This window comes from Robbsia betulipollinis, from assembly GCF_026624755.1.
GTDB lineage: Bacteria > Pseudomonadota > Gammaproteobacteria > Burkholderiales > Burkholderiaceae > Robbsia > Robbsia betulipollinis.
In genome coordinates, this window is the sequence record NZ_JAPMXC010000014.1 from 15,878 (window position 1) to 38,061 (window position 22,184).

At 55.0% G+C, this 22,184-nt stretch carries 22 protein-coding genes and 1 pseudogene; 9 read left to right on the top strand and 14 right to left on the bottom strand.

Annotated features, from left to right (window positions below; translation table 11 throughout):
• Positions 1 to 9: 9 nt before the first annotated feature.
• Positions 10 to 3,156, top strand: coding sequence for an error-prone DNA polymerase (locus OVY01_RS22335; protein WP_267849834.1), 3,147 nt, complete (start codon positions 10 to 12; stop codon positions 3,154 to 3,156).
• 1,096 nt (positions 3,157 to 4,252) lie between these two features.
• Here OVY01_RS22335 and OVY01_RS22340 read toward each other — a convergent pair.
• The 7 genes from OVY01_RS22340 to OVY01_RS22370 all read right to left on the bottom strand — a co-directional run bounded on the left by OVY01_RS22340 (position 4,253) and on the right by OVY01_RS22370 (position 6,628).
• Complete coding sequence (locus OVY01_RS22340; protein ID WP_267849835.1) at positions 4,253 to 4,429, bottom strand: hypothetical protein; 177 nt, start codon at positions 4,427 to 4,429, stop codon at positions 4,253 to 4,255.
• A gap of 63 nt (positions 4,430 to 4,492) precedes the next feature.
• The gene (locus OVY01_RS22345; RefSeq protein WP_267849836.1) at positions 4,493 to 4,678 is read right to left on the bottom strand and encodes a DUF1737 domain-containing protein; all 186 of its coding nucleotides are present in this window, start codon (positions 4,676 to 4,678) and stop codon (positions 4,493 to 4,495) included.
• 18 nt (positions 4,679 to 4,696) lie between these two features.
• Positions 4,697 to 4,951 carry a DUF2442 domain-containing protein gene (locus tag OVY01_RS22350; protein ID WP_267849837.1) on the bottom strand — a complete coding sequence of 85 codons (255 nt, stop codon included), beginning with the start codon at positions 4,949 to 4,951 and terminating at the stop codon, positions 4,697 to 4,699.
• 241 nt (positions 4,952 to 5,192) lie between these two features.
• Positions 5,193 to 5,447 carry a DUF2442 domain-containing protein gene (locus tag OVY01_RS22355; protein WP_267849839.1) on the bottom strand — a complete coding sequence of 85 codons (255 nt, stop codon included), beginning with the start codon at positions 5,445 to 5,447 and terminating at the stop codon, positions 5,193 to 5,195.
• A 4-nt stretch (positions 5,448 to 5,451) separates the two neighbouring features.
• Positions 5,452 to 5,712: a DUF4160 domain-containing protein gene (locus OVY01_RS22360; RefSeq protein WP_267849840.1), complete on the bottom strand. Its 261-nt coding sequence runs from the start codon at positions 5,710 to 5,712 to the stop codon at positions 5,452 to 5,454.
• Positions 5,713 to 5,766: 54 nt separating this feature from the next.
• Positions 5,767 to 6,033: a hypothetical protein gene (locus OVY01_RS22365; protein WP_267849841.1), complete on the bottom strand. Its 267-nt coding sequence runs from the start codon at positions 6,031 to 6,033 to the stop codon at positions 5,767 to 5,769.
• A gap of 175 nt (positions 6,034 to 6,208) precedes the next feature.
• Positions 6,209 to 6,628, bottom strand: coding sequence for a hypothetical protein (locus tag OVY01_RS22370; RefSeq protein ID WP_267849843.1), 420 nt, complete (start codon positions 6,626 to 6,628; stop codon positions 6,209 to 6,211).
• Positions 6,629 to 7,272: 644 nt separating this feature from the next.
• Here OVY01_RS22370 and OVY01_RS22375 point away from each other — a divergent pair.
• Positions 7,273 to 7,692 carry a hypothetical protein gene (locus tag OVY01_RS22375; protein WP_267849844.1) on the top strand — a complete coding sequence of 140 codons (420 nt, stop codon included), beginning with the start codon at positions 7,273 to 7,275 and terminating at the stop codon, positions 7,690 to 7,692.
• A 73-nt stretch (positions 7,693 to 7,765) separates the two neighbouring features.
• On the opposite strand, the gene OVY01_RS22380 is transcribed toward OVY01_RS22375, so the two are convergent.
• From OVY01_RS22380 to OVY01_RS22385, 3 genes are all read right to left on the bottom strand, one after another.
• Complete coding sequence (locus OVY01_RS22380; protein WP_267849845.1) at positions 7,766 to 8,071, bottom strand: BrnA antitoxin family protein; 306 nt, start codon at positions 8,069 to 8,071, stop codon at positions 7,766 to 7,768.
• Positions 8,031 to 8,135, bottom strand: a complete 105-nt coding sequence (locus tag OVY01_RS23215) for a BrnT family toxin (RefSeq protein WP_349293554.1) — start codon at positions 8,133 to 8,135, stop codon at positions 8,031 to 8,033. The genes OVY01_RS22380 and OVY01_RS23215 overlap by 41 nt, the downstream gene beginning before the upstream one ends.
• A 277-nt stretch (positions 8,136 to 8,412) precedes the next feature.
• The gene (locus OVY01_RS22385; protein ID WP_267849846.1) at positions 8,413 to 8,679 is read right to left on the bottom strand and encodes a hypothetical protein; all 267 of its coding nucleotides are present in this window, start codon (positions 8,677 to 8,679) and stop codon (positions 8,413 to 8,415) included.
• 768 nt (positions 8,680 to 9,447) lie between these two features.
• Here OVY01_RS22385 and OVY01_RS22390 point away from each other — a divergent pair.
• The 4 genes and pseudogenes from OVY01_RS22390 to OVY01_RS22405 form a co-directional block, all read left to right on the top strand.
• Positions 9,448 to 10,144: pseudogene (locus OVY01_RS22390) on the top strand (IS66 family transposase); the annotation flags it as partial.
• Positions 10,145 to 10,255: 111 nt separating this feature from the next.
• On the top strand, positions 10,256 to 11,470 hold the full coding sequence (locus tag OVY01_RS22395; protein WP_267849847.1) for an AAA family ATPase: 1,215 nt from the start codon (positions 10,256 to 10,258) through the stop codon (positions 11,468 to 11,470).
• Entirely contained in the window at positions 11,467 to 12,471 is a 1,005-nt protein-coding gene (locus tag OVY01_RS22400) for a ParB/RepB/Spo0J family partition protein (RefSeq protein WP_267849848.1), read from the top strand. Before OVY01_RS22395 ends, OVY01_RS22400 begins: the two co-directional genes overlap by 4 nt.
• Positions 12,472 to 12,726: 255 nt before the next feature.
• Positions 12,727 to 13,926 (top strand): Replication protein O, encoded by a 1,200-nt coding sequence (locus OVY01_RS22405; RefSeq protein ID WP_267849850.1) that lies wholly within the window; start codon positions 12,727 to 12,729, stop codon positions 13,924 to 13,926.
• Positions 13,927 to 14,340: 414 nt separating this feature from the next.
• Here the strand turns inward: OVY01_RS22405 and OVY01_RS22410 are convergent, their stop codons facing one another.
• Together OVY01_RS22410 and OVY01_RS22415 are read right to left on the bottom strand one after the other, a co-directional pair.
• Complete coding sequence (locus tag OVY01_RS22410; protein ID WP_267849851.1) at positions 14,341 to 14,901, bottom strand: hypothetical protein; 561 nt, start codon at positions 14,899 to 14,901, stop codon at positions 14,341 to 14,343.
• A gap of 823 nt (positions 14,902 to 15,724) precedes the next feature.
• Positions 15,725 to 15,871, bottom strand: a complete 147-nt coding sequence (locus OVY01_RS22415) for a hypothetical protein (RefSeq protein ID WP_267849852.1) — start codon at positions 15,869 to 15,871, stop codon at positions 15,725 to 15,727.
• A 498-nt stretch (positions 15,872 to 16,369) separates the two neighbouring features.
• Here OVY01_RS22415 and OVY01_RS22420 point away from each other — a divergent pair, with 498 nt between their 5' ends.
• The 3 genes from OVY01_RS22420 to OVY01_RS22430 all read left to right on the top strand — a co-directional run bounded on the left by OVY01_RS22420 (position 16,370) and on the right by OVY01_RS22430 (position 20,174).
• A complete protein-coding gene (locus OVY01_RS22420; protein WP_267849853.1) occupies positions 16,370 to 18,241 on the top strand; it encodes a site-specific integrase in 1,872 nt (623 codons plus the stop codon).
• A 236-nt stretch (positions 18,242 to 18,477) separates the two neighbouring features.
• On the top strand, positions 18,478 to 19,647 hold the full coding sequence (locus OVY01_RS22425; protein ID WP_267849854.1) for an ImmA/IrrE family metallo-endopeptidase: 1,170 nt from the start codon (positions 18,478 to 18,480) through the stop codon (positions 19,645 to 19,647).
• Positions 19,644 to 20,174 carry a DUF4411 family protein gene (locus OVY01_RS22430; protein WP_267849856.1) on the top strand — a complete coding sequence of 177 codons (531 nt, stop codon included), beginning with the start codon at positions 19,644 to 19,646 and terminating at the stop codon, positions 20,172 to 20,174. The genes OVY01_RS22425 and OVY01_RS22430 overlap by 4 nt, the downstream gene beginning before the upstream one ends.
• A gap of 426 nt (positions 20,175 to 20,600) precedes the next feature.
• Here the strand turns inward: OVY01_RS22430 and OVY01_RS22435 are convergent, their stop codons facing one another.
• Both OVY01_RS22435 and OVY01_RS22440 read right to left on the bottom strand, forming a co-directional pair.
• Positions 20,601 to 21,740, bottom strand: a complete 1,140-nt coding sequence (locus OVY01_RS22435) for a DUF4268 domain-containing protein (RefSeq protein ID WP_267849857.1) — start codon at positions 21,738 to 21,740, stop codon at positions 20,601 to 20,603.
• A gap of 173 nt (positions 21,741 to 21,913) precedes the next feature.
• Positions 21,914 to 22,184, bottom strand: a 271-nt coding sequence (locus tag OVY01_RS22440) for an IS3 family transposase (RefSeq protein ID WP_267849858.1), incomplete at its 5' end; no start/stop codon positions are given.

Sequence of the window (22,184 nt, forward strand, 5' to 3'; positions counted from 1 at the left end):
GCATGGGCGATGGCGAATTCCTTTCTCTTGCCACCCTACGCGGAATTGCAGTGTTGCAGTAATTTCACGTTTTTGCGCGGCGCTTCGCACGCTGAGGAACTGGTTGCACGTGCCGCGGCCCTTGACTACGCGGCGCTGGCCATCACCGACGAGTGTTCGCTCGCCGGTGTGGTGCGCGCCCATGTCGCCGCCAAGGAAGCGCAACTGCCCCTTTTGATTGGCAGCTTTTTTCGACTGGTGAACGCGGATGGTACGGATGGCCCGGAACTGACCGTTCTCGCGCAGAACCGCAGTGGCTACGGCAATCTGTGCGAACTGATCACGATGGCCCGCACACGCGTGGAAAAAGGCGCTTATCTGATCCGCTGCGAGGATTTCGACCGGCCGGTGGCACCGCACGAGCACCTGCGCTGGTTGCCGGACTGTCTAGTCATTCTCGCATTGCCGGCAGTTCGGTCTGCCGATGCGGATGTATTTGATACCCATGCACGCTGGGCAAGTCGCACGTTCTTTCAACGTTTGTGGCTGGGGTTATCACTTCACGGCGGCCCCGACGACGAATGGATGCGCGAGACGGTCGAGCAGGTCGCCAGGCGCTATCAGTTGCCTACGGTCGCACTGGGTGGCGTGTGCATGCATGTGCGCTCGCGCAAACCGCTACAGGACACGCTGTCGGCCACGCGGTTGCGCCGGCCGGTGGGCGAATGCGGCTACGACCTGGACCCGAACGCCGAACGCCATTTGCGTGGACGTCTACGCCTGGCCAACCTCTATGCGCCGGCGCTGCTCGCCGAGACCCTGACGATCGCCGAGCAGTGCACGTTTTCGCTGGACGAACTGCGCTACGAATACCCGGGAGAAGTCGTGCCCGTGGGCGTTACGCCCGCCGACTACCTGCGGCAGGAAACCTATGCCGGAGCGCACCGACGGTTTCCCCGTGGCGTCCCGCTCGCCGTGCAGGAGCAGATCGAGCACGAGTTGGCATTGATCGCCGAGCTGCAATACGAACCCTATTTCCTGACCGTCTACGACCTGGTGCGCTTCGCGCGCAACGAGGGCATTCTGTGCCAGGGACGCGGGTCAGCGGCCAATTCCGCGGTTTGCTATTGCCTGGGCGTCACCGAAGTGGACCCGAGCCGCGGCAACATGCTGTTCGAGCGTTTCATCAGCCGCGAGCGCAACGAACCGCCCGATATCGACGTCGACTTCGAACATCAGCGCCGCGAAGAGGTGATCCAGTACATTTATCGCAAGTACGGCCGTGACCGCGCGGCGCTCGCGGCCGCCGTCACCACTTATCGACCCCGCAGCGCCCTGCGCGATGCCGGCAAGGCGCTTGGCATCGATCTGACGATCGTCGAGAAGGTGGCCAAAGCTCACCAGTGGTTCGACTCGAGCGGCGATTTGCTGCATCGCTTCACCGAATCCGGCCTTGATGTGACGGCGCCCCTGATCCAGCAGTGGGCGACGCTGGCTGTGCAGCTGCTGGGTTTTCCCCGGCACCTGTCACAGCACTCGGGCGGTTTCGTCATCAGTGCGGGCAAGTTGTCGCGCATGGTGCCAATCCAGAACGCTGCGATGGCCGAGCGCAGCGTGATCGAGTGGGACAAGGACGACCTGGACGCGGTGGGCTTGCTCAAAATCGATGTTTTGGCCTTGGGCATGCTGTCAGTCATACGGCGAACTTTGGCGCTGGTGAGCGATCTGCGCGGCGAGCCGTTCGAGCTGCAGGACATCCCGGCGGAAGACCCGGCCACCTACGACATGATCTGCAAAGCGGACACCGTGGGAGTATTTCAGATCGAGTCGCGCGCGCAAATGAGCATGTTGCCGCGTCTCAAACCCCGCAAATTCTACGATCTCGTCATCGAGGTCGCGATCGTGCGCCCCGGTCCCGTGCAAGGTGGCATGGTGCACCCCTATCTACGGCGCCGGCAGGGACTGGAGCCGATCGCCTATCCAAGCGATGAAGTCAAGACCGCGCTTGAGAGGACGTTGGGCGTGCCGATCTTCCAGGAACAGGTGATGCAGATCGCCATGCTTGCCGCCGGGTTCTCCGCCGGCGAAGCCGATCGCCTGCGCCGCGCGATGGCCGCCTGGAAGCGCAAAGGTGGTTTGCAGCATTACTACGATCGCATCGTCAACGGCATGCTTGAGCGGGGTTATCCGCGCGACTTTGCGGAAAGCATCTTCGCGCAGATCCAGGGCTTCGGCGAGTATGGTTTTCCGGAAAGCCATGCGGCGAGTTTTGCGCTGCTGGTGTATGCGAGCGCCTGGCTCAAATGCCACCACCCGGCGCCGTTTCTGTGCGCGATGCTCAACAGCCAGCCGATGGGCTTTTACTCGCCCTCGCAGCTCGTGCAGGACGCGAAACGGCACGGTGTGGCGGTCCTGCCAGTCGATGTGATGATCAGCGAGTGGGATTCAACGCTGGAAGGTGACCTGCAACGTCCTACCGTGCGCATGGGGTTGTCCAACATCCGCGGCATGCGCGAGGAGTCTGCTTGGCGTATCGAAGCGGCCCGTGCGGTGTGCGCCTTTGGCGATGTCTCGGATCTCGCGCGCCGTGCCCAGCTCGAGCGGCGCGATCTGGAATTGCTCGCCGCAGCCAACGCGTTGTCATCGCTCGTGGGCCATCGCCGAACGGCGCTCTGGCAAGCGGTCGCAGCGGCGCCGGAAAAGGCGTTGCTGCGCGACACGGGGCGCGATGATGAAACTCCGAATCTGACCGCGCCAGGTGAAGCGGAGTCCATTCTTGGCGATTACCGAGCAATCGGCCTGACACTGGGTCGTCATCCTCTGGCCCTACTACGTGAGCGACTGAACGCCCAACGCTTGATGAGCGCCCAGGTCCTGTCCACTTATCCCAATGGGCGTCTCGCGCGTGGCTGCGGCATCGTGACTGTCCGACAGCGCCCGGGCACTGCCAAAGGCGTGATGTTCGTGACGCTCGAGGACGAAACCGGTTCGGTCAATGTCATCGTGTGGCCAGCGCTGCTCGAGCGTTTTCGTCGTGAAGCGTTGGGCGCGTCGCTACTGGGCGTCTATGGCGTCTGGCAGTGTGAAGGCGAAGTGCGGCATCTGGTAGCCCGGCGTCTGGTCGACATGAGTGCATTACTCGGCGAACTGCACACGACCAGCCGGAATTTTTGCTGAGACGATTCTCCACTCGGGAAACCATCATGTCGAATTCAATCCCGCGTCATGCTCCACGACCGCCCTCCGTACCGTCTTTACGCGTGGCAATGCCGACGGTCGCCGCGTGGGTCGATCGGCTGCGTGCAGCGTTTGGTACAAAGGAAGATCAACGCGGCGATTCGCGCCGGGCAACCGGGCGAGGCGCGCTTCTATGCCATCGAAGCAGGCCGTACGATTGGAACCCCTTTTATGAGCGAGCACACTGCGTGGCGTGGCGTGGCGTGGCGTGGCGAAGGCCTGGCGTCGCGCCATTTTTGCGTAGGGTGCGCTGGGCAATGTGTCGGCACGGACCAACCTTGCATCTGGACACAGGAAATAGAGGACGGGCGCCCAGCGCCGGCGGCGCCATGATTGGTCAATGGGTCGCGTTCCAAACCAACTATGGGGCCTTGCATGAAGGTGAGGTTATCAGCTACGTACCCGACACGGGCATGGTGACCGTGCACAACGAGGAAGAGGATGTCTGGACGGGACCCGAGGATCACGTTTTTCTACTCGTGGTCACGAAGCGCTAACAGGGACTCCGTCTATATACCGTTGGACACTGGCTTCGTCCAGCGGCTTCCCAGATGGCATTTTTCGTAACCAAGTCAAGTTACGAAGTACGTTTATCGCCGCGCACGCTGTTTTCCTATCTCTTGCTAGGCGAGGTAGTGCGATTGCGGCATTTAACGCACCAAACCCCTTTGCTTGGACTACAGATAGCAGGGCTGCCGCAACGCGGGCAGGGACAGGGTATAGAGCCAACGGTGGTGGTCATCTCGCTTGCTCTTGTTTTCCGATTTCAAAAATGAACAACATTGAATGGAACTTCGATACCGTGATGCTCTAGCATGGCCCCCCGGAACACCTGCCAGTCGGATAGCCCGGCCGACTGATGCGTGCAATGTAGGCACTGTCCAGCGCCTGCCAATTGCTCGGATGAAGTCCGGTGGACATCGATCCCGAATCGTTTACTGAATCGTCCTATACACGAACCATCATATGCGGTCACCCAAACGGTATCTCCGTTGCTTGACACATCGATGTCCCACATGTCCATAGCAATGTATTCCTACTCGTAGTCACGAAGCGCCGACAGGGACTCTTCGAGCGTTTCAGCAGCGTCTAAGTGCAGCTGGACGCAGGCTTCGTCCAACGGCTCCCCACAGGGCATTTTTCGTGACCAAGCTGAATCACGAAGCACGTTGATCGCCGCGCGTAGCGCAATCGCAGTGGTCAATGTGGACATGTCCGTTTTCCTATTAGTACGACAAGAACAACGCCCCGATAGAGATTGATTCTTGACGAAATTTTATTTGTGTTCTTCAGCTACACTTTCACGCCAAATAAGTGCTTGTGCGGCAATGACTGAATTTTTGGCGGTATTAAATGTTATAGAGGGAGAACCGTGCAGCTGATACCCCAAATCGAGAAGATCGGAAATCCGCTGACAAAATGAACTATCATCCGGTCCGGTAATCAATCGATATTTGAGCATTGTCTCAGTGTTTCCCGGTCAGGCTGCGTGATAAGGTCGCTGGGCCATGTCGCCATGTCCGGCCAGCAGCCCTTCTATAGAAATATCTTCGTCGATAGCCTCCCAGTGCAGTCCGTTGCCTGACACACTGATGCGGTAGTCCGCGCGTTGCGCAGGGGTGGCATGTAGCAGACGGGGGAACCATGCTAATGGGACGCCAAGCGTGCGGCCGTCCGACAGTTCGACCCACATGGTGTCGTCGTCAAAGCGAAGTTTTTTAGCTGAAGTGCTCATTCCAAGCCCTCTCGATCTTGTTTCGGCGCTGTTCTACAACGCCGTCCAACTCCGCAAGCGTACTCCGGTTGAAACCGCTACTGCTGGCCAATCTGATATCTGGATACAGTCAGAATTTTGCTTTAGCATCCTTCCATCTGCGTGGATATACATCGGTTCACGGGGATTCTCTTCGTTGGAGAAGAAGTGAAACCGGATGTCCTTGTAGCGAAAGACCGCAGGCTCTTTTCCGCGTTGTGCTTCAACTTACTATCCAACACCCATTGCGTTCAATCTCTTCATGCATGGCGTCCGGTGCAAGGTCCAATTCATCCGGCCATGTCACAACCCCATCGACCAAGCGCACGTCATGAAACGCCTGAGAATCAACTAGATGTGAGAAGACACCTCGAAAAAAAGAAGGTTGAAATAGCATTTCACCTTCAAGGCCATCACGAAACCGCACAAACAAAGTATGCGGGCCTCGCACTTCGACATTCACTACATCCCACTCCATCGCATTACTCCAGCGGTTGGATCGGTTTAGGATGCTGCATTTGACGACACAGTTCCCAGTCGTCTAGCAGCTCTGCCCGATGCACCTGTGCCCACTCCAGCACAAGGGCAAGCGCGCGGCGCGGCAGCTTTCCCTGTATGACTTCTAGCGACTGAATTTCGATTACGGCCTTATGCTCAGCGTACTTCACGTGAAAATGGCCCGGAGCGTGATCGTTGAAGAACATCTGGACCATGATTCCGTAGAAGACGCTAATAGTGGGCATATCCTTTCCTATTTTTTCGAAGATGCAATGATATGCACCAACCTTGAAAACATTTTACTCCATTTTGTGATTACCGGTCAACATATATTCAGAAAGTATCGCATCAAGCGCGGCTCCGAGATTTGGCAGGTCGTGCTCTTTACGGTACGTTTCCACAAATGTCCTTGAGCGGGCATCAATCATTGCCTCAAAGCGAATCTTGCCCGCCGTCGCAGCACGCTCGCGGTGTGCCTCTGCGCCACTTCGAAGCTGTTCCTGTCGTCGCTCAAGTGTCAGGGTCGCCGGTCGTCCCCGGCCTCGCTTCTGTTCTTCATGCTGCATCGCTGAAATTACACCTCGTATAACGGCCGATAGGGGCACTGGGTGGCTATTACAAGCTGTCGGACGGCCTCAAGACTTGACACGCCCACTTGTCTCTAAATCAGGCTCAGAGAGCGTCCTTGCCAGTGCAATGTGACCGCAAACGTTCTACACACCGCTCTCGCGCTCTTCTCCTTTATTTTCCGGATTGCTTGGTAAAGCGATTGGGAAAAAACTCCTCTGTTTGCTTCTCGATGACTGCTCGGCGTTCTGCCGGGGAAAGGCGACTTGTTGGAGCCAGCATATCGTTTACCTGAGGGCTGAGGCTTTTGCTCTCTCCTGTTACCGACACGGGTTTTGCTGAATTCTGACCCGTAGTTGGTGTACCTATTGCTGTCATCAACGGATTTTCTTTGCTTGAATCTTTTTGGCACGCGGTGAGGAATTTGGCGATTGCTGCACGCGACGCTTGCACCCCATTGATATTTAAAAAATCAGCCATCCGATCCAACGTCACGTTCGCCTTTTGCAATGTGAGCAGGTCGGCGCGAAAGGGGGCAAGCTTCGATGAACGTTTGCGTTGGATACCCGTCGCCAAGAATTCGTCTGCATTCATTTTGTTCGCTCAAAAAAATCAGTCTACCATTTTCTCGCTATTTCTCGTTAACGTCTATCGAAAATCTCTCAATTTCCACAGAATTATCTCGAATTTCTCGTTGTATTCACTGATGTATCGCTAAAATCTTACCAATGTCTCGTGAGTGTAGCGAACTCATACAAATATAAGGCTCTGGGAGGCACGATGGATATGTATACGAAACCCTTCGGGTTCCACATACATATCGTGCCAAAGGGAGGACCCTTTGAAACCCCGAAGGCTCGCCTGCCAGGACGCTGATACGATGCACAACACTATTGCCCCGACGGGGCACGGCTGTTTCCTGCAAGAATGACACCAGAGGAACTAGCTGAAGCCGAGCCTTTGGGAATGGTCCCCGCATAGGGTTTCCAAAGGGGTTTCCCCTTTGGGCACGATATGTAGGGCAGATGCGGAGCATTTGTCATACATATGCATCGTGCCTCCCGAAGCCCTAGATTTGTACGCGGCCATAGTACTCACGATAAATTGGCGAGAATTTATAGAGAAACTGGTTTACGAAGCGATAAATTTTAGAGAAGTGTGTTGAAATTGCGAGATTTTTGGTAGACGCTGGCGAGAAACAGCGAGAAAATGCTGGAACAGTGTTTTTGGATCGAACAATGAATGCACACGAATTTCTGGCAACGGGTGTTCTACAGAAACGCTCATCGAAGCTCGCTCCCTTTCGCGCCGACCTGCTGACATTGCAAAAGGCAAACGTGACACTGGAACGTATGGGCGAGTTCTTAAGCATCAATGGGGTACAGGCGTCGCGTGCAGCGATCGCCAAATTTCTCGCCGCCTCCCATAAGGATTCAGACAAAGAAAGCGCTTCGATAAGCGATGCTAGTAAACCAAATAGACCCGGGAATTCAGAAAAACCGGTGCAGATAACGACAGAAAATGGAAGCAGCAAGCCTCAGGTAACCGGTGTGCTGGCTTCAACAAAACGCCTTTCCTCGGCAGAGCGCCGCGCGGTTATTGAGAAGCAGACGGAAGAGTTTTTTCCTAATCGCTTTGCCAAGCAATCGGAAAAATAGTGGAGAAGACGGTTGTTGTGCAAAACCCGTCTATAGGAGAAAGCAATAAAACGTCTTTCGTTAGAAAACGGCTTCAGCGCAGAAACCCGTTTGTCACAGCATAGGCGCGCAATGCGTCGTTCATCCGTGTTTGCCAGCCGTCACCCGCCGAACGATATGCCTCGATCACATCGCGGTCGATTCGCAAGTTCATCTGTTCCTTATTCGAACCTACAGGCCGACCACGGCCGCGCTTGACCAATACGCCATTTCGATGAATGTCCGCGTCTTTGAAGAAATTATCATCAAGCTCAGGAATTTCTTCGTAGTCTTTCGCGGTCGATTCTCGCGCATCGGATTTAGCGAAGTCGCTCAGCGAATTTTTTTTGCTCTCGCTCATTTGCTTTTCTCATCGAAATGATATGACGGATATCTCCTCGCCGGGTCCACACAATAACCATCATACGGTTCGCGACCTTGCCGACGGAAATTATGCGCTCTTCACCATAATTTTTCGATCATCTACCATGTCTGCCGTATCACCGGCAAAAATAATTGTCGAATCTTCAAAGCGCAGTTTGCGCTCATGGAATATGACATCGCGTTTAGTTTGATCGAAGATGATATCCATAACAATAATTGTATCCCCACAAATGAAGCGAGACAATAATTATTTGTATCCCCTAAAATTAAAATGACGCCCAGACCTCGACCATTTCGGGGCGCTTGATTTGGTTAGGTTTAGTCCTCCTCCTCGTTTTCTTCGTCGCCGGCTTTGGCGTCCGGATCTGTTAAATCTGCGCATGCACTCTGGTTTCTCGATGCCTCGAGCAGCCATCCGGTGCCGTTCAACAACAGTTCAGCGGCTTGTGCAACAGCATTCTTTTTCATGGTTAATAAAGGTGTAGCAGCTTCGGCAGAAATGGCCTGGGTGACTGCCGCACTGATTCGCGCCTTGGTGACGTGGTTGAGATAGCTTTTGCCTGTCAACGCGAAAAGGTTCGGCACTATGCCGTCTCCAGCTTCCAGCAATCAAGGCAAGAGCGCGTCATATTTCTCGGGAAGCATTTTTGCCCACTTCTCACGCTCACGGGCCAGCGGCTGCCATGCACGGTTGTTTTCTATGTCATTCGTTTCTCAGATGATTTTGGTGTATAAGCACGTTAGTTGCATTTCAAACAAGGTAGGATCTTGGTATCCGTAATGGTTTCGGAAAACGCTGGTGATCATCCGTTGCAGGAGTAGAGCTATTGCCACATCGGGGCGGGTATCAGCTCGGTTTGCAAAGCGGCCGTGCGATGTGCAGTAAGTCGGCTGTAACCCTTCGCTAATTTTTTGTCTTGCCATGAACAAAAGTTGACAACCGATCCGTTCAACGTCCAGTTGCGTTAGCGAGTTTTAGTGCTCCCGTAAACGTATCCCTTTACCCGTCTAAACGGTAATTTTTGATTTAGATCAGTAAAAAATTTATATATAAATCAATTACTTAAATAAAGGATACCGAGCAATATTAGCCAGCTATCCGAAACAGTAACCCGCCTCCCCTAAACGTATCCCTCTACTCCCCTAAACGGTAACTTTTGATTAAACTTGATAAGTAATATTCTATATAAATCAATCACTTACATAAACAATACCGGGCGATATTGCCCAGCTCCCTAAAACGGTAACCCATAACTTATAAAGGTTAAATTTACCTATAATCATAAAAAATTCAGAAAGATAGGTAATACTTATACATAGAGCGAGAAGCTTGCGCCCGAGTAGCCCTGCCGGCTCGACGAGGCGATCGACGCCGACCTCATCGCCATCGGATACAAGCTCGCCCAGCCCACCATGCCTGCCAAGAGCGTGAGCGAGCCGGACAAGCCGCGCCGTGCCGCCGTGCCAGCGGACCTATCGCGCGTGGTTCTGCACCACGAACCGGCCTCGACGCTCTGCCCATGCGGTTGCCAGTTGACGCGCATCGGTGAGGACGTCAGCGAGAAGCTCGATTACACGCCGGGTGTGTTCACAGTCGAGCGGCACATCCGCAGCAAGTGGGCGTGCACAAAATGCGAGACGTAGTGGCCGCACACGTCATCGACAAAGGCATCCCGACGGCGGACTCCTCGCGCATGTGCTGGTCGCGAAATTCAGTGATCATCTACCGCTGTACCATCGGGAACGCATCTTTGCACGCGCGGGCTATGCGATTCCCTGCTCGACGCTAGGTATGTGGATCGGCGCTTGTGGCGTGCAACTATAGCCACTTGTAGAAGCACTGCGCGAGCGGGTGGTACAGCACCCGGTGCTCCAGGCCGATGAGACGCCGGTCGCGATGCTCGTGCCAGGCAAAGGCAAAACGCATCGGGTGTATCTGTGGACCTACACGCCGAGCGTGTTCGCGGCGATACGTGGCGTCGTCTATGACTTCGCCGAAAGTCGTACCGGCGAACAAACGCGTGTTTTCCCCGACAATTGGCAAGTTAAAGGAAGGCTTTAAGTTTTGCGGTTTACCTGCTATTGTTCGAAAAAACCTGAGTGTCATCGGTTTTTGATTTTTTTCACCGAAACCGACGACGTAAACTAGAGGTACGAACGAATGGCAACCCGCGAACTGCCGCCACTGCGCGAGACGGTGTCAATGGAAGCCTTGTCAGCAATAGCTGACAAGGCAGCATACATTCTTGGGAAGCTTCGCGACGATCTTCTTGAACCGTGGCCGAGGAAACAGCCGCCCCGCATCACTGCAGCTCGACTCGCTAGTATTTGTGGCCTAGAAAAGTCACAGATCAACTACCTGTGTACTCGAGGCAATAAGGACGGAACCTTTCCGACGGGCACCATGGTCGGTGCGACACGGCGCCGAGAGTTCACTTTGGGCGAAGCTCAAGCCTTCGTCCGCGCGCTACCCACTTTTAAAAAGCGCCCCGCAGGTCAAGATGGCTTAATTCTTGGTGTTGGGAATTTTAAGGGCGGCGTCGGTAAGACCACCACAAGCGTCGCGATTGCCCAGGGTATGACTCTCCGCGGTCACAAAGTTTTGCTTGTAGATCTTGATCCCCAAGCGTCATCGTCGGTTCTGATGGGGTATCTGCCTGACGCAGAAATCACAGAAGAAATGACGGTAATGCCAGCCGTCTATGGCGAAACCGACGATCTCTCAGCGCAGTGCATTCCAAGTTATTGGACAGGCCTGGACATATTGCCTGCCTGCCCCGCGCTTTTCGGGGCCGACTATGCATTGCCAAGCCAGCAATCGCGCGACCCGAGTTTTGAATATTGGCGAATTCTGGAACAGTCGTTCAAACCACTTAAGAAGACATACGATCTGATCATCATCGACACCCCACCGTCGCTTTCCTATTTGGCGACGGCCTCCTTCATGTCGACCGATGGTTTAATTGTTCCGCTACCTCCCGAGTCACTTGACTATGCGTCGTGCGCCCAGTTCTTCGGTCACTTTTCGGATTTATTTAAGTCGCTCGGCGAGAGCCGGGACGTGGCAAAAGAATTCGAATTTATCCGGATAGTGCTATCAAAGGTAAAGTCCCAATCGGCGACTACCGATGTGGTGAAGACTTGGATCAAACAGACGTACAGCGAAATCTTGGCAAACGGAGAAATGCTGGAGAGTGATGTTGTTAAGAATTCAGCGGCAGAATTCAAGACGCTATACGATCTTCAGGGCTATGACGGCAGCGTCCGGACATACAACCGGGCGCTTGAGGCATTCGATGCGGTTGTCGCCGAGATCGAGAATGAAGTGCAACAGTCTTGGCGTCGCCGCGTTGATTCTGGGGAGCATCACTTATGAGCAATCGAATTCAAGATCGTTTGTTGGCGAAGACATCGGGCTTGCTTTCTAAAGAAAGAGAGGAAGCTTCCGTCACCATTCCAACACGACCAAAAGGCTCTTCGATGCCTGCCCAGCTTGGCGCTTTTCGGCAAGACGCGCAGCGTTATCTGACACGCATCGAAGAGCTTCAGAAGCAACTAGCGTTGGCAAATGACGCTGCTGGAATCCTCAGTGTTCCATTGGAGCGTATTCGTGTTGTCGAAGGTCGTCGCAAATTCATGTCTTCTGAGAAATTCGCGGAGCTTCGTGAGAACCTTCGTCATAACCGACTTATGCATCCGATTGTGGTCAGCAAAACGGATGACGGTTTCTATGAGTTGATCTCGGGCCACCATCGATTTGACGCGTACAAGGAGATTGGGTTTGAATCCATTCGCGCGACAGTCGACACTCAAGCGAACGATCAAAATGACACTTATGTCGGAGCGTTTTATGCAAATCTGTTTCAATCCGATCTAACGGATTTTGAGAAATTCGTTGGCTTTGAAGAAATTCGACGAATTTTCCCAGATATGTCCCAATCGGCAATTTCGGAGCAATCTGGCATCGACCAGAGCACCCTATCGCGACTGATGTCTTTCAAGCAGTTGCCTCAAGTTGCATTGGCTCACTTAAAGAATCAACCAAGTTTGATAGGGTCCAACACGGCGGCTAAGCTTGCAATGTTGGTTCGAGCAGGCCGGGAAGCACCTGTCTTGGACGCTCTGGAACTACTCGCCAACGGCAAAGTCGATCAGAAAAAAGCGCTGGCGCTGGCTTCGCGTAAGCCACGCTCCGAAGGATCGACTGAGAAAGCGCTGGTAGATTCCGTCAAACAGGGACGTGCCGTGCTGTTTAATGTGCGGTCGGCTGGAAACTCAATCCGAATTGAGTTGAAGACTGATAGCGACATCAGAAAGGTGCACGAGGCCATACTGCGCACGCTTTCCGAGGTGGCGAATGATGTCACCAAAGATTAAATTTTCAATAAATTCAATGACTTGATAATATCAACAGTCTACGGAGGACTAGGTGTTGTGATTTACCAGACTTAGACAGACGAAAGCCCCCGGACGGCAATCCGGGGGCTTTCTGATAATTCAGGGCTTGCTATCGTTCGCCCTACACTTCACCGGCGGCAAACCGGCTGAGAGAAATCTACGTCTCGAAGTGTAGCGTATTGTGATCGACAGTCAAGCGACCCGTCATCCATTTACTGAAAAATGGACGAAATTATGTCGATCGCGCAACGCTTCGTTGCCAGCGAGGGCGAAGTATGCCCCGCTGACAACACCACAAGTCTTACTTGTTTTTCAAGTGCCAAAACTCCCGAGCTCGCGACTGACGTCGCCAACTTTAAATGGCTAACGCTTCGCGCTGAACATCGGGCACATCACATTGCTGGCATTTCGAGCCGCGCACGCGCGGTGCTCGCCGCCCTCGCCCGTACTGTCGACAATGCGCGTCCCGCCGATAAAATCTTTGCGGGTCGTGGGCTCCTTCAAGAGCGCGCCATGATTCCCGAACGCACTTTCTTTCGCGCACTGACCGACCTGGCTGGTGCAGGTCTAATTGTTCGACACAAGCAATGGGAGGTGCCAGGACGCGCCGGCTGGAACCGCGCCTACTTGACACTTACCGATGTCGCTATCGCCCTCCTCGGCTTCAACGACCGCGCCCAGCATCATGCCACCGAGTCACGGCAAGCGGCAGCGGTAAATGACAGCGACTCAAAAATTTTATCCTCCGAGTCTGCCAAAGTGGCAGGCCCTATTAAGAGAGATCTTTACCCTGCTTCTCAAAAGAGACAACCAGGCGAACTTCCCAAGGATTTGCAGCGTTTGCGCGACCTGGGGTTTCATGAATTTTTGATCTTCAAACTCATGCGCGAGGCCAGAGAGAAGGGCAAGCGCTTATCCGATGTGATCAATGCATCGTGGCAACACGTCAAGACTGCAGCGAGGCCAATTTGCTATGTTCGTGCCTTGTTGCGCAGCGCAACAGACTTTGCTTCTCTGGCCCGGTGTCAGCAAACCAAGCAGTCGGAAGCGCAGACGATCCAATCAGAGGCGGACGAACTTCGGCAGGTCATGAACGCCGCGGCGGGACAAACCTACTACGACGCAGCGGCGACGCGCCGAATTCGCGTGTCGAGCGATGCCCAAACTGCTGAGGTCCAAAGTCTTTTGGAGCCGATATTGCGCGTTGCGTCAGGCGATTGGCAGCGTGGCTTCGCGCAGGCGTTGCGAACAAGGCAGTGGGTCCATGCAACCCAAGCGTTGAACGCCGCGTTTAGGGAAAGTCTGATTGGCCTAAATGCCGTTAGTGAGCCAGCAAGGCCAATGACCGTTTCAACGTCGCGTACCGCCATTGCAGCGCTTCGATCGATGATGCGAGGTCCTCGTATAGAGAGTCTGTCCGCCATCGCCGCGTGAGCCCCTCCAGCGAAAAAGCATCGTCATGGCATTGTTGCTTGTCAAGTGCCGCGTGGCTTCGGCGAATCATTTCGAAACTTTTAAGCTGATGGTTCGCAATCTACGAAACCGAATACCGGGAGCAAATCAGGGGGAGAAGAGATTGTCCCTCGAATCTCCAGCTATGGCGGTGCAGGAAGTAAAAAGGCGCCTCAAGGCGCTTTTTGCTCCTGCCACGATATGCAAACGCGTCACACAGTCGTGTCAGTCTTCGCTTGCTCACGCGCCCGAAAACGCGCACGCTCAACACGCCGCTCATCCGAGCTAAGCACGCGTGCAGTGCCAACCACTCGCGGCTGCGCCTGCGCGGTATTTGCGCGCTCCATAATGAGTGCGAACCCAAGGTTGTTTAAGGCCACGGCCTTCTCGTAGGTTTTACTTTCTCTCATAGCAGTAATACCCTCCTATGTCCGAATCCGGTGCGTACTTCAGGGCAAACGTGACGCCAAGTTCACCCGTCGCGAAATGAACGCTCATGCGCTGATACATGCGATCTAGTTTATCAGTGGTCGGCGTAAATAGATATTCCGGTACTAATGGGAAAGCCACAGCATGGTCGCTCAGGGCAAATTCCAACTCTTCCTGAAATCCGCGGAGGCGGTGCGGATTGGCTAGCTGCCACGACGACTGACGGAACATCGAGTTGTCATCAGTAGCGTCGAGGCGAGCGAATTTCACAAAGCGTGCGCCTGACGGCGGCAAAATCTTGCGATTAAACTCATCGGCCATCATCTGTGCAAATGCCGCGTCGCCGGCGCTCATGACGGCGACCGATGCGAAGAAAATCACAAAATCGACCTGATCGAAATGCAGGCCCATGATCTCGACACCAGGGATAATTTCGACCGGCCGCGAATGAAACGTGTCGGCATCGGCCGGGCGGTCACCAAACGCGAGATCAATCGACGTTTGGGAAAGGGAGGTGATGCTGAGCATGAGTTGAAGCCGTAAAGCAATGAGCGATTTTAGCACCGGCTCGGCTCGATTCTGCCAAAGTGCCGGCCGACAACACGGTGGGTCAAAAGGGACGGGCAGACGTCTACCGCGGTTTCCTCGCGATAATCGGCGAAGAATGCATCCCGACCGTTTAAAGCAGCATTTGAAGAGAATATTTACTAGTTGTGGTCACATCCCAATCAGTACCAGCACTTTTCGCGGCAAACTCATCTCCTCTTCCATACCCGTGCTGGAATGGCCACCACACAGGCCCAGCGCGAGCTTCCGCCGAAAAGTTCGCCGTTTGACTGACAGAGCACTGCAGCGCCGATCAGTTCCATACTTGGAACACGGTATTGTGTTGGTCACGTCGGCACCGAGCAGAGAAGGAGAACGTTGTGTAGCAGTTTTCCGGGTTTTGATGCTTCACTGATAAGGCACAGAAAAAAAGATCTGGGACGCCTGGGCTTGTCCCACTTCGCCTTCTAACGCGCCTACTTCGAGGGGGCGGAATCCATCGACCTCGCCTACTTGGTCGATCACTACTTGAACTTCGGTAGTAACCCGCGGCACATGCGCATCCAGCTGTGTTGGTTCTAGAATGGATTGGCCGTGGCCGTGGCCGTGGCCGTGGCCGCGCGCCGCATCGGCGACTTCGACGTCATCCGTTTGCTGCGCCTGCCAAACGGCTTGCTGAGCCCGATGACCCAGTGGCCGACACGCCGTCGGTCGAGGAATACCGCGAACGCATCGACCCGGGCGGGCGTATTCCGAAACCGAGTTGTTCAGGCACTACCAGGCTGCGCATCTCAGAGCGACGCTCTCACGCCAGAAACGCCGCGGTCTGCACTTGTGCGAGCGGCATCTCGACGCCCTGCAACGGCTTGAAAAGGTCGTTGCGGAACTGCCGGCGAACGATCACCCCGTAGGGGCCTTGCTCGATCCACCGAGCGCCGCGCGCCTGCGCCAAGTAAACATTTTGTCGCTTGGCCAGCGGTCAGCAGCATCAACGGCACCGACCACTGCTAGTTTACCAAGGTGCCGTGCCTGGATGCGACCGGACCGGGGCCATTAATGACGAAAAAATTAAATGCAACTAACCATCTAAAAAGATCAAAAACAAAAATCTCTATGACAAAGACAAAAGGCAATGTAACTGTCTGATTTACCGTAGCTTTACGAGCTGTTCACGCGGATGGATGAAGTTTCATGAAAAATATGACACTTATGATAATACGAATTATCATAAGTGGTGGATGAGCGTAAAGATGCTACGATGAGCGAAAAGCCGGGTAGAGCGCGGCCCGCTGGACGGGGCTGGCCAGTTGTCTGCCAGACAACGCCAGTCAAAGCGGGTCGGAATAGGTCACCTTTGGCACGGCCTGCGCCCGCATCCACCAGAAGCGCCGTTTGGCGCGCGCTTCGCTCACTGCTTTTCACGCCGAACCCGTTCATACAGCCCGACACTATGACGCACGCTTTGCCAGCGACTCCCCGTGCCCTCAGCCTGGCTCACTTTGCGTTCTATCGCGCCTATCTTGAAGGGCCAGTCGCATTGGATCTGCCAGTCCTCGCCGATCTCTACCTGAATTCGGGAAAGGATCTACGCAAGGTGCGCGCGCTGCTGTGCTGGCTCCAAGATGAACTGGCCGCCGCGGCCCGTCGTACCGGAGATCGCGAAGCCGTCCGGCTTCTGCGCTTGCCAAAGTCGCTTGGTGTCGCCGGCGCTCCGGTGGATGTGCCGTCGTTAGAAGAGTTTCGCGAAACTGTCGATGCCGACGGCGTGTACAGCGAGGAGGAATTGCGCGCTCTATATATAGAGCAGTATCCGAACGCGGTGCAAACGCGGCAGGAACGCCGGGGCGTTCGTCTTCACACGCGGCGCTTGGACGCACTGCGGCGGCTGCAAACCGCGGTCGTAGAGGCGCCTCAGCTCACGCATGCGCTTTCTGGCTGGTTTGAGCCGGCAATTGTGACGCGGTTGGAGGCGGCGGGGGTGTTTTCGCTGCAGCAGCTGGTCGACGTGCTCAATGGTTTCGGTGAGCGCTGGTACCGGCACGTAAAAGGGCTCGGGCGGGAAGGCGCAGGGCGGATCGTTCGATGGGTAGAAGCCAATCGGGCCACGCTCGGACCCTTGTCGGTGCGGGTGACGCAACCGCTGCGCAGTGTCTCGCGCGAGCTCCTCTATGCCGAACGCGCCGAAGTGAGCGATATCGCGCCCTTGGAAGCGATGGCTATGCCGGCGACGCTCGACGGCAGCGCTGGTACCAACCGCGCTCCGCACGATCGCAACCAAACCGGCGCCTACGACGACCTGGCCGCAATCCAAGCCTGGCTGAAATTGTACGATCCGGCTTCCCACACCTGGCGCGCGTACCGCACGCAGGCCGAGCGGATCTTGCTCTGGGCGGTTCTCGAACACGGTAAGCCATTGTCCTCGCTGGACGTCTCGGACATTGCAGCTTATCGGGCTTTTCTAAGTGATATACCGGAGAACTGGGTTGGCGCGCGCCGCACGCCACGGTGGTCGCCACACTGGCGGCCTTTTGCAGGTCAGCTATCCCCATCGAGCCGGGCAAGCGCGCATGCCGTTCTGCAAGCGCTTTTCCAGTGGCTGACGGACATGCGCTATCTGGACTTCAATGCCTGGACCGGTGTGCGGAAGTCGGCTGAAGAGAAAGAAGCCGGCCGCATCAAGGCACATCATGCGTTGACCCGCGCCCAATGCGATCATTTACTGGCGCACGTCGAGCGCAGCGCTGGAACCGCCACTGGCGAGCGCGCGCGCTTCATCTTAATGTTGGGAATGGCCACCGGACTGCGCTTATCGGAAATGTGCTCGGCCACTTTGGGAGGACTTCATCCCCGATGGGTCGATGACCAACTCGGCACTGCTTGGACATTGAGCGTGGTTGGTAAGCGCGCGAAGCGCCGAACAGTCCCGATGACCCGCGTCATGATGGAAGCGCTGCGACGCTACCTTCGTGCGCGAGGTTTGAGTGAGTCGCCTGAAGAGAACGAGTCCGAAACGCCTTTGATCGGCCGCTTAGAAAACGAAGCAACGACGGCGCTGGCAAGTCCAGCATTGGCGTTGGCTTTCAAGAAAATCTTTGAGGGCGCGGCTGGCGATCTTGTTGAAAGCGATCCGCACGTTGCAACGCGCATTGGCCGAGCATCCACGCACTGGCTACGACACACCTTTGGGACGCAGGCAATCGAGGCGGGGGTCCCGCTCGACATCGTCCAAGAAAATCTCGGGCATGCTTCGCCAGCAACGACTTCTATCTATGTGACGACCGAATTAGATCGACGTATCCGCGCACTCGAGAGCATGGGGTAATCATCAATAGCGACATGTGAATATTCGTATCATGAGATCTGTTACTTCGTCGTGGTTACCACAAGGTTTTGAGCTGCATTTAATGCAAAGCTATATGCTGTGGGACCAGGAGCGTGGTTCTGGCTCCTTGAAGCTACGACGCCCGTAACGAAATTATTTGCGTCTATGCTTGGCTCGCGTATATTTCGGAAACAATAGAAAAGATAAGGCGCGCTGCGCGCGAAACACTGGTTGATATGGCACGAGTGAATCCTTTACTGTTGACGTGGGCTCGCACGACTGCCGGTTTAAATGCCGAGGTCGCTGCACGCCTCTTGGACCTTGGAGGTACCAAGCAAACCGGCGAGGCCATGCTGGAAGAATATGAGCGAGGCGACAAAGAGCCGTCTCGTCCGCTGCTGCTCAAAATGGTCAAGGTGTACCGCCGACCTTTGCTGGTGTTCTACTTAAATGAACCGCCACAAAAGGCGGCGCGTGGCGAAGACTTCCGCACCTTGCCGACAGATCGTCGCGTGGAAAGCGAAGGCGCGCTCGATGCGCTCGTGCGCGATGTGCACGTGCGACAACGTTTGATTTTGAGTACCCTCGAAGAAGCCGAAGAGGCGGTCGTGCACTCCTACGTCGGCAGCATCACCTCGAATATGTCGCTGGCTTCTGTGGTCGCCAAAGTGACCCACGGCATTGGTTTTGATCGTAGCAATTTCCGCCGGCAACGTACGGTGGAGGCCGCCTTTGCTTACTTGCGCGACCGCATCGAGGAAACGGGTATCTTCGTGTTGTTGATTGGTACGCTCGGCAGCCACCATTCCGCGATTAGTCCCGAGGTGTTCCGGGGCTTTGCGATCGCCGACAAGGAAGCGCCTTTTATCGTCGTTAACGATCAGGACGCGAAATCCGCTTGGGCTTTTACAGCGCTGCACGAACTCGCCCATATCTGGTTGGGTGAAACAGGCGTCAGTGGTGGGCTACCTGAAAAGCACATAGAGAAGTTTTGTAACGACGTAGCCAGTCGCATCCTCGTCGATGACGCCGAGATCGGTGCGATTGAAATCGATGCTGAAGATTTCCCGGCATGTGCGCAAGCTGTCGCGGGATTCGCGCAGACCTACCGGGTTAGTCGACCGCTGGTCGCATACCGCCTCTTCCAACAGCATCGTATTACTGAAGCCACTTGGCAGACACTGAATCGCTATTTTTCCGAGACTCGTCAGAAAGAACGCGATGTGCAGCCCAAACGTGAATCCAGTGGCCCCAGCTACTATGTCGTGAAGCGACACCGCATGGGTGGAGCATTGATGGACCTCGTGAAGCGCACGCTTGCCGAAGGCATCTTGACGCCCACGAAAGCTGGACGCCTCTTGGACGTGAAGCCGACCAATGTGGCGACATTATTGGGTGGTGCATGACGGCGAGCATTCAGCCTTTGTATCTGCTCGACGCCAATGTCTTGATCGATGCGCACAATATGTATTATCCCGTCGATATGGTGCCTGAATTTTGGGACTGGTTATTACATATGGCGGCAATGGGCAATATCGCGATGCCACTCGAAACGTTCGAAGAAGTACGGGGTACCAAAGACGCCAAGAAAGACATATTCAACGATTGGACCAGGCGTGAGGGCGTCGAAGAGATGCTCGTTTTGAAAGAAGACTTCGACCCCCACGAGTTGCATGCAGTGTTGACGGCTTATGCGCCTGACCTGACCGACAGCGAAGTTGAGCAGGTTGGTCGGGACCCGTTTTTGATCGCCTATGGATTGATGGCGCCACAGCATCGCGTGGTCGTGTCGAACGAAGTGTCCAAGCCGTCTAAGACGAGAGCGAACAAGAAAGTCCCAGATGTTTGCTGTGAAGTGGGTGTGACCTGTTGCAATACGTTTAGCATGCTGCGCGCGCTCGGATTCCGGACTGACTGGGCAGCACTTCTTTAGCGTGGGACCACAACATGTCGATGACGTGTTTTCCTCGAGGATGTCTCGCTCACGTGTATCCATGACAATCCTCGGCACATGTCCCGAAATCTGATACCGGTTCAAGGTAAGTGCTGGTTTTTCGGGATGTCCTATTAAGGTGGAATTGCCCTTCTTAAATTGAATAAGCCGCAGCTCTTTGTGCACGGGTGAACTCGCGCGATGACTGCATTTTTAAACCTTTCGCCGAGTTTGCTGCGCTAGAGGTCATAGCTCGCTTCCGAGAATCCGCGCTGACGGCAAAGTTTCTTGACCGGTATGCCCGCATCTGCCTCCCGTAGAAATCCAATGATCTATTCTTCGCTGAACCGCTTTTTCGTGCCCAATCTCTGGATAGGTCCCTTTCCATGAAATGCATTTCCAATTGCGCTTCGCTGATCCAGGTCATCACTCAATATTCTCGTCAGTGGCACGGACCTGTCGGCCCAGTCGCGTTAGAGGCTCACGGAAGGCTGCTTCCAGTTGCTTCAAATGCTGTGATATCCAGTCTGTAATCTGCGGCCACGTATCACGATCGTAGCCGTCAAAAGCTCGGCTGATTTGAACAATGCTTTGCTTCTTGTCATCCATTCGACGCCATTCTAACGGCGCACCAAAGACCGCCTCGATCGCCGCCCGCTGCAACAGGAGTTGATCGAATAGCCACTTGTTCTCGGCTGTATCGGCACGCGCGAGTGACAGCTGAACCCGCGCTTCGTCCTTGCTAAAGATCAGCTGCCAGGGGCATGCGCGCACGCCGGATCCGGCGCTGAGCCAGTGATCCTTCGACGAGCTGATATTACTGAATGAATCGTTGCCATCCTCCCGCAGTTTTGCCAATGCCTTCGCCCAGAATTGTAGGCGCAACTCGTGTCGGCGCTTTTGCGTGCCTTGCACTGCCGTCTCTTCCACCTCCTTCGAGGAGATGTTGATCATATAATCTGCAACTTCGGGCGGCGGGATGATCTGCTGCAAGTCTATGAAGAGTTCTTCCTCGTACGCGAATGCTAGAACCCGGAAGCATTGCGCGCGGATGCCGCGGGATAGCAGCCACAGCACCGTCGCCGTCACTTCGCGACGGAAATTCGCAGCGATGAAGATCATGCGCTGGCCGTTGCCGGGGTTCAGCACTGTCTCTTCCAGTTCCTCAACCTCCATGAACTCGCAGATCCGCTGGATGGCGCTGCCGCCGCCGCAGTAGCGGTCGAGGTATTGCTGGTGCACCTCAATGATCTGCGCTTTGGTAAGGCCCGAGACGTAGGCTGTGTATTTCAGCGCTTGCCAGGTCACATCACGGCCAGAATCGTCCAGCTTGTTCTCGATCACTACCAAGTTGCCGACTTTGTCGAGCGCCAAAAGGTCTAGCCGCTCCCGCGTTTCGTCAAAGCCATCGAATTCCTTCTGAAGGATTAGGAATTCCTCCCCAAGCGCGTCGGGTTGGTGCACAAGCCATTCTTGGAGATGATCTCGTTCTCGCAGCGCGAGTTCGCCGAAGCGCTTCTGTGGCAGACGAGAAATGCGGTTCGAGGGACGATCAACGCGGAACATTAGGCTACCTTCTCGATCAGCTCGCGTGTTGCACGGACGCGCAGTTCGCCGGAGATGAGGCGGGGGAGGAGAGTGTCGCGGAGGGTGGAGAGAGTCATATTTTGTTGCATTCGCGGGCTTGTCCGTATTTTTGTGTATGAGACAGTTTGAACCGGCCAGGGTTTAATAGACACTTACGAGCCGTTTAACGCATTGCGCCGCTCAAACTCCACGGGTGACAAATGGCCCACGAAGCTGTGTCGGCGAATTGGGTTGTAGAACATCTCAATGTAATCGAATACGTCCGTGGTTGCCATCGCCCTGGTCGGATAGATTCGCCGTTTTATTCGTTCCTTTTTCAACGCCCCGAAGAAGCTCTCGGCCACGGCATTATCGTGGCAGTTACCGCGCCGACTCATGCTCGGTACCATGTGATGAGCCTTCAGAAACGACTGCCAGTCATCA

Coding starts and splice junctions, on each gene's coding strand:
- OVY01_RS22335 (WP_267849834.1), top strand. CDS start 10: ATGGCGAATTCCTTTCTCTTGCCACCCTACGCGGAATTGCAGTGTTGC.
- OVY01_RS22340 (WP_267849835.1), bottom strand. CDS start 4,429: ATGTCCACATTGACCACTGCGATTGCGCTACGCGCGGCGATCAACGTG.
- OVY01_RS22345 (WP_267849836.1), bottom strand. CDS start 4,678: ATGCTCAAATATCGATTGATTACCGGACCGGATGATAGTTCATTTTGT.
- OVY01_RS22350 (WP_267849837.1), bottom strand. CDS start 4,951: ATGAGCACTTCAGCTAAAAAACTTCGCTTTGACGACGACACCATGTGG.
- OVY01_RS22355 (WP_267849839.1), bottom strand. CDS start 5,447: ATGGAGTGGGATGTAGTGAATGTCGAAGTGCGAGGCCCGCATACTTTG.
- OVY01_RS22360 (WP_267849840.1), bottom strand. CDS start 5,712: ATGCCCACTATTAGCGTCTTCTACGGAATCATGGTCCAGATGTTCTTC.
- OVY01_RS22365 (WP_267849841.1), bottom strand. CDS start 6,033: ATGCAGCATGAAGAACAGAAGCGAGGCCGGGGACGACCGGCGACCCTG.
- OVY01_RS22370 (WP_267849843.1), bottom strand. CDS start 6,628: ATGAATGCAGACGAATTCTTGGCGACGGGTATCCAACGCAAACGTTCA.
- OVY01_RS22375 (WP_267849844.1), top strand. CDS start 7,273: ATGAATGCACACGAATTTCTGGCAACGGGTGTTCTACAGAAACGCTCA.
- OVY01_RS22380 (WP_267849845.1), bottom strand. CDS start 8,071: ATGAGCGAGAGCAAAAAAAATTCGCTGAGCGACTTCGCTAAATCCGAT.
- OVY01_RS23215 (WP_349293554.1), bottom strand. CDS start 8,135: ATGATGGTTATTGTGTGGACCCGGCGAGGAGATATCCGTCATATCATT.
- OVY01_RS22395 (WP_267849847.1), top strand. CDS start 10,256: ATGGCAACCCGCGAACTGCCGCCACTGCGCGAGACGGTGTCAATGGAA.
- OVY01_RS22400 (WP_267849848.1), top strand. CDS start 11,467: ATGAGCAATCGAATTCAAGATCGTTTGTTGGCGAAGACATCGGGCTTG.
- OVY01_RS22405 (WP_267849850.1), top strand. CDS start 12,727: ATGTCGATCGCGCAACGCTTCGTTGCCAGCGAGGGCGAAGTATGCCCC.
- OVY01_RS22410 (WP_267849851.1), bottom strand. CDS start 14,901: ATGCTCAGCATCACCTCCCTTTCCCAAACGTCGATTGATCTCGCGTTT.
- OVY01_RS22420 (WP_267849853.1), top strand. CDS start 16,370: ATGACGCACGCTTTGCCAGCGACTCCCCGTGCCCTCAGCCTGGCTCAC.
- OVY01_RS22425 (WP_267849854.1), top strand. CDS start 18,478: ATGGCACGAGTGAATCCTTTACTGTTGACGTGGGCTCGCACGACTGCC.
- OVY01_RS22430 (WP_267849856.1), top strand. CDS start 19,644: ATGACGGCGAGCATTCAGCCTTTGTATCTGCTCGACGCCAATGTCTTG.
- OVY01_RS22435 (WP_267849857.1), bottom strand. CDS start 21,740: ATGTTCCGCGTTGATCGTCCCTCGAACCGCATTTCTCGTCTGCCACAG.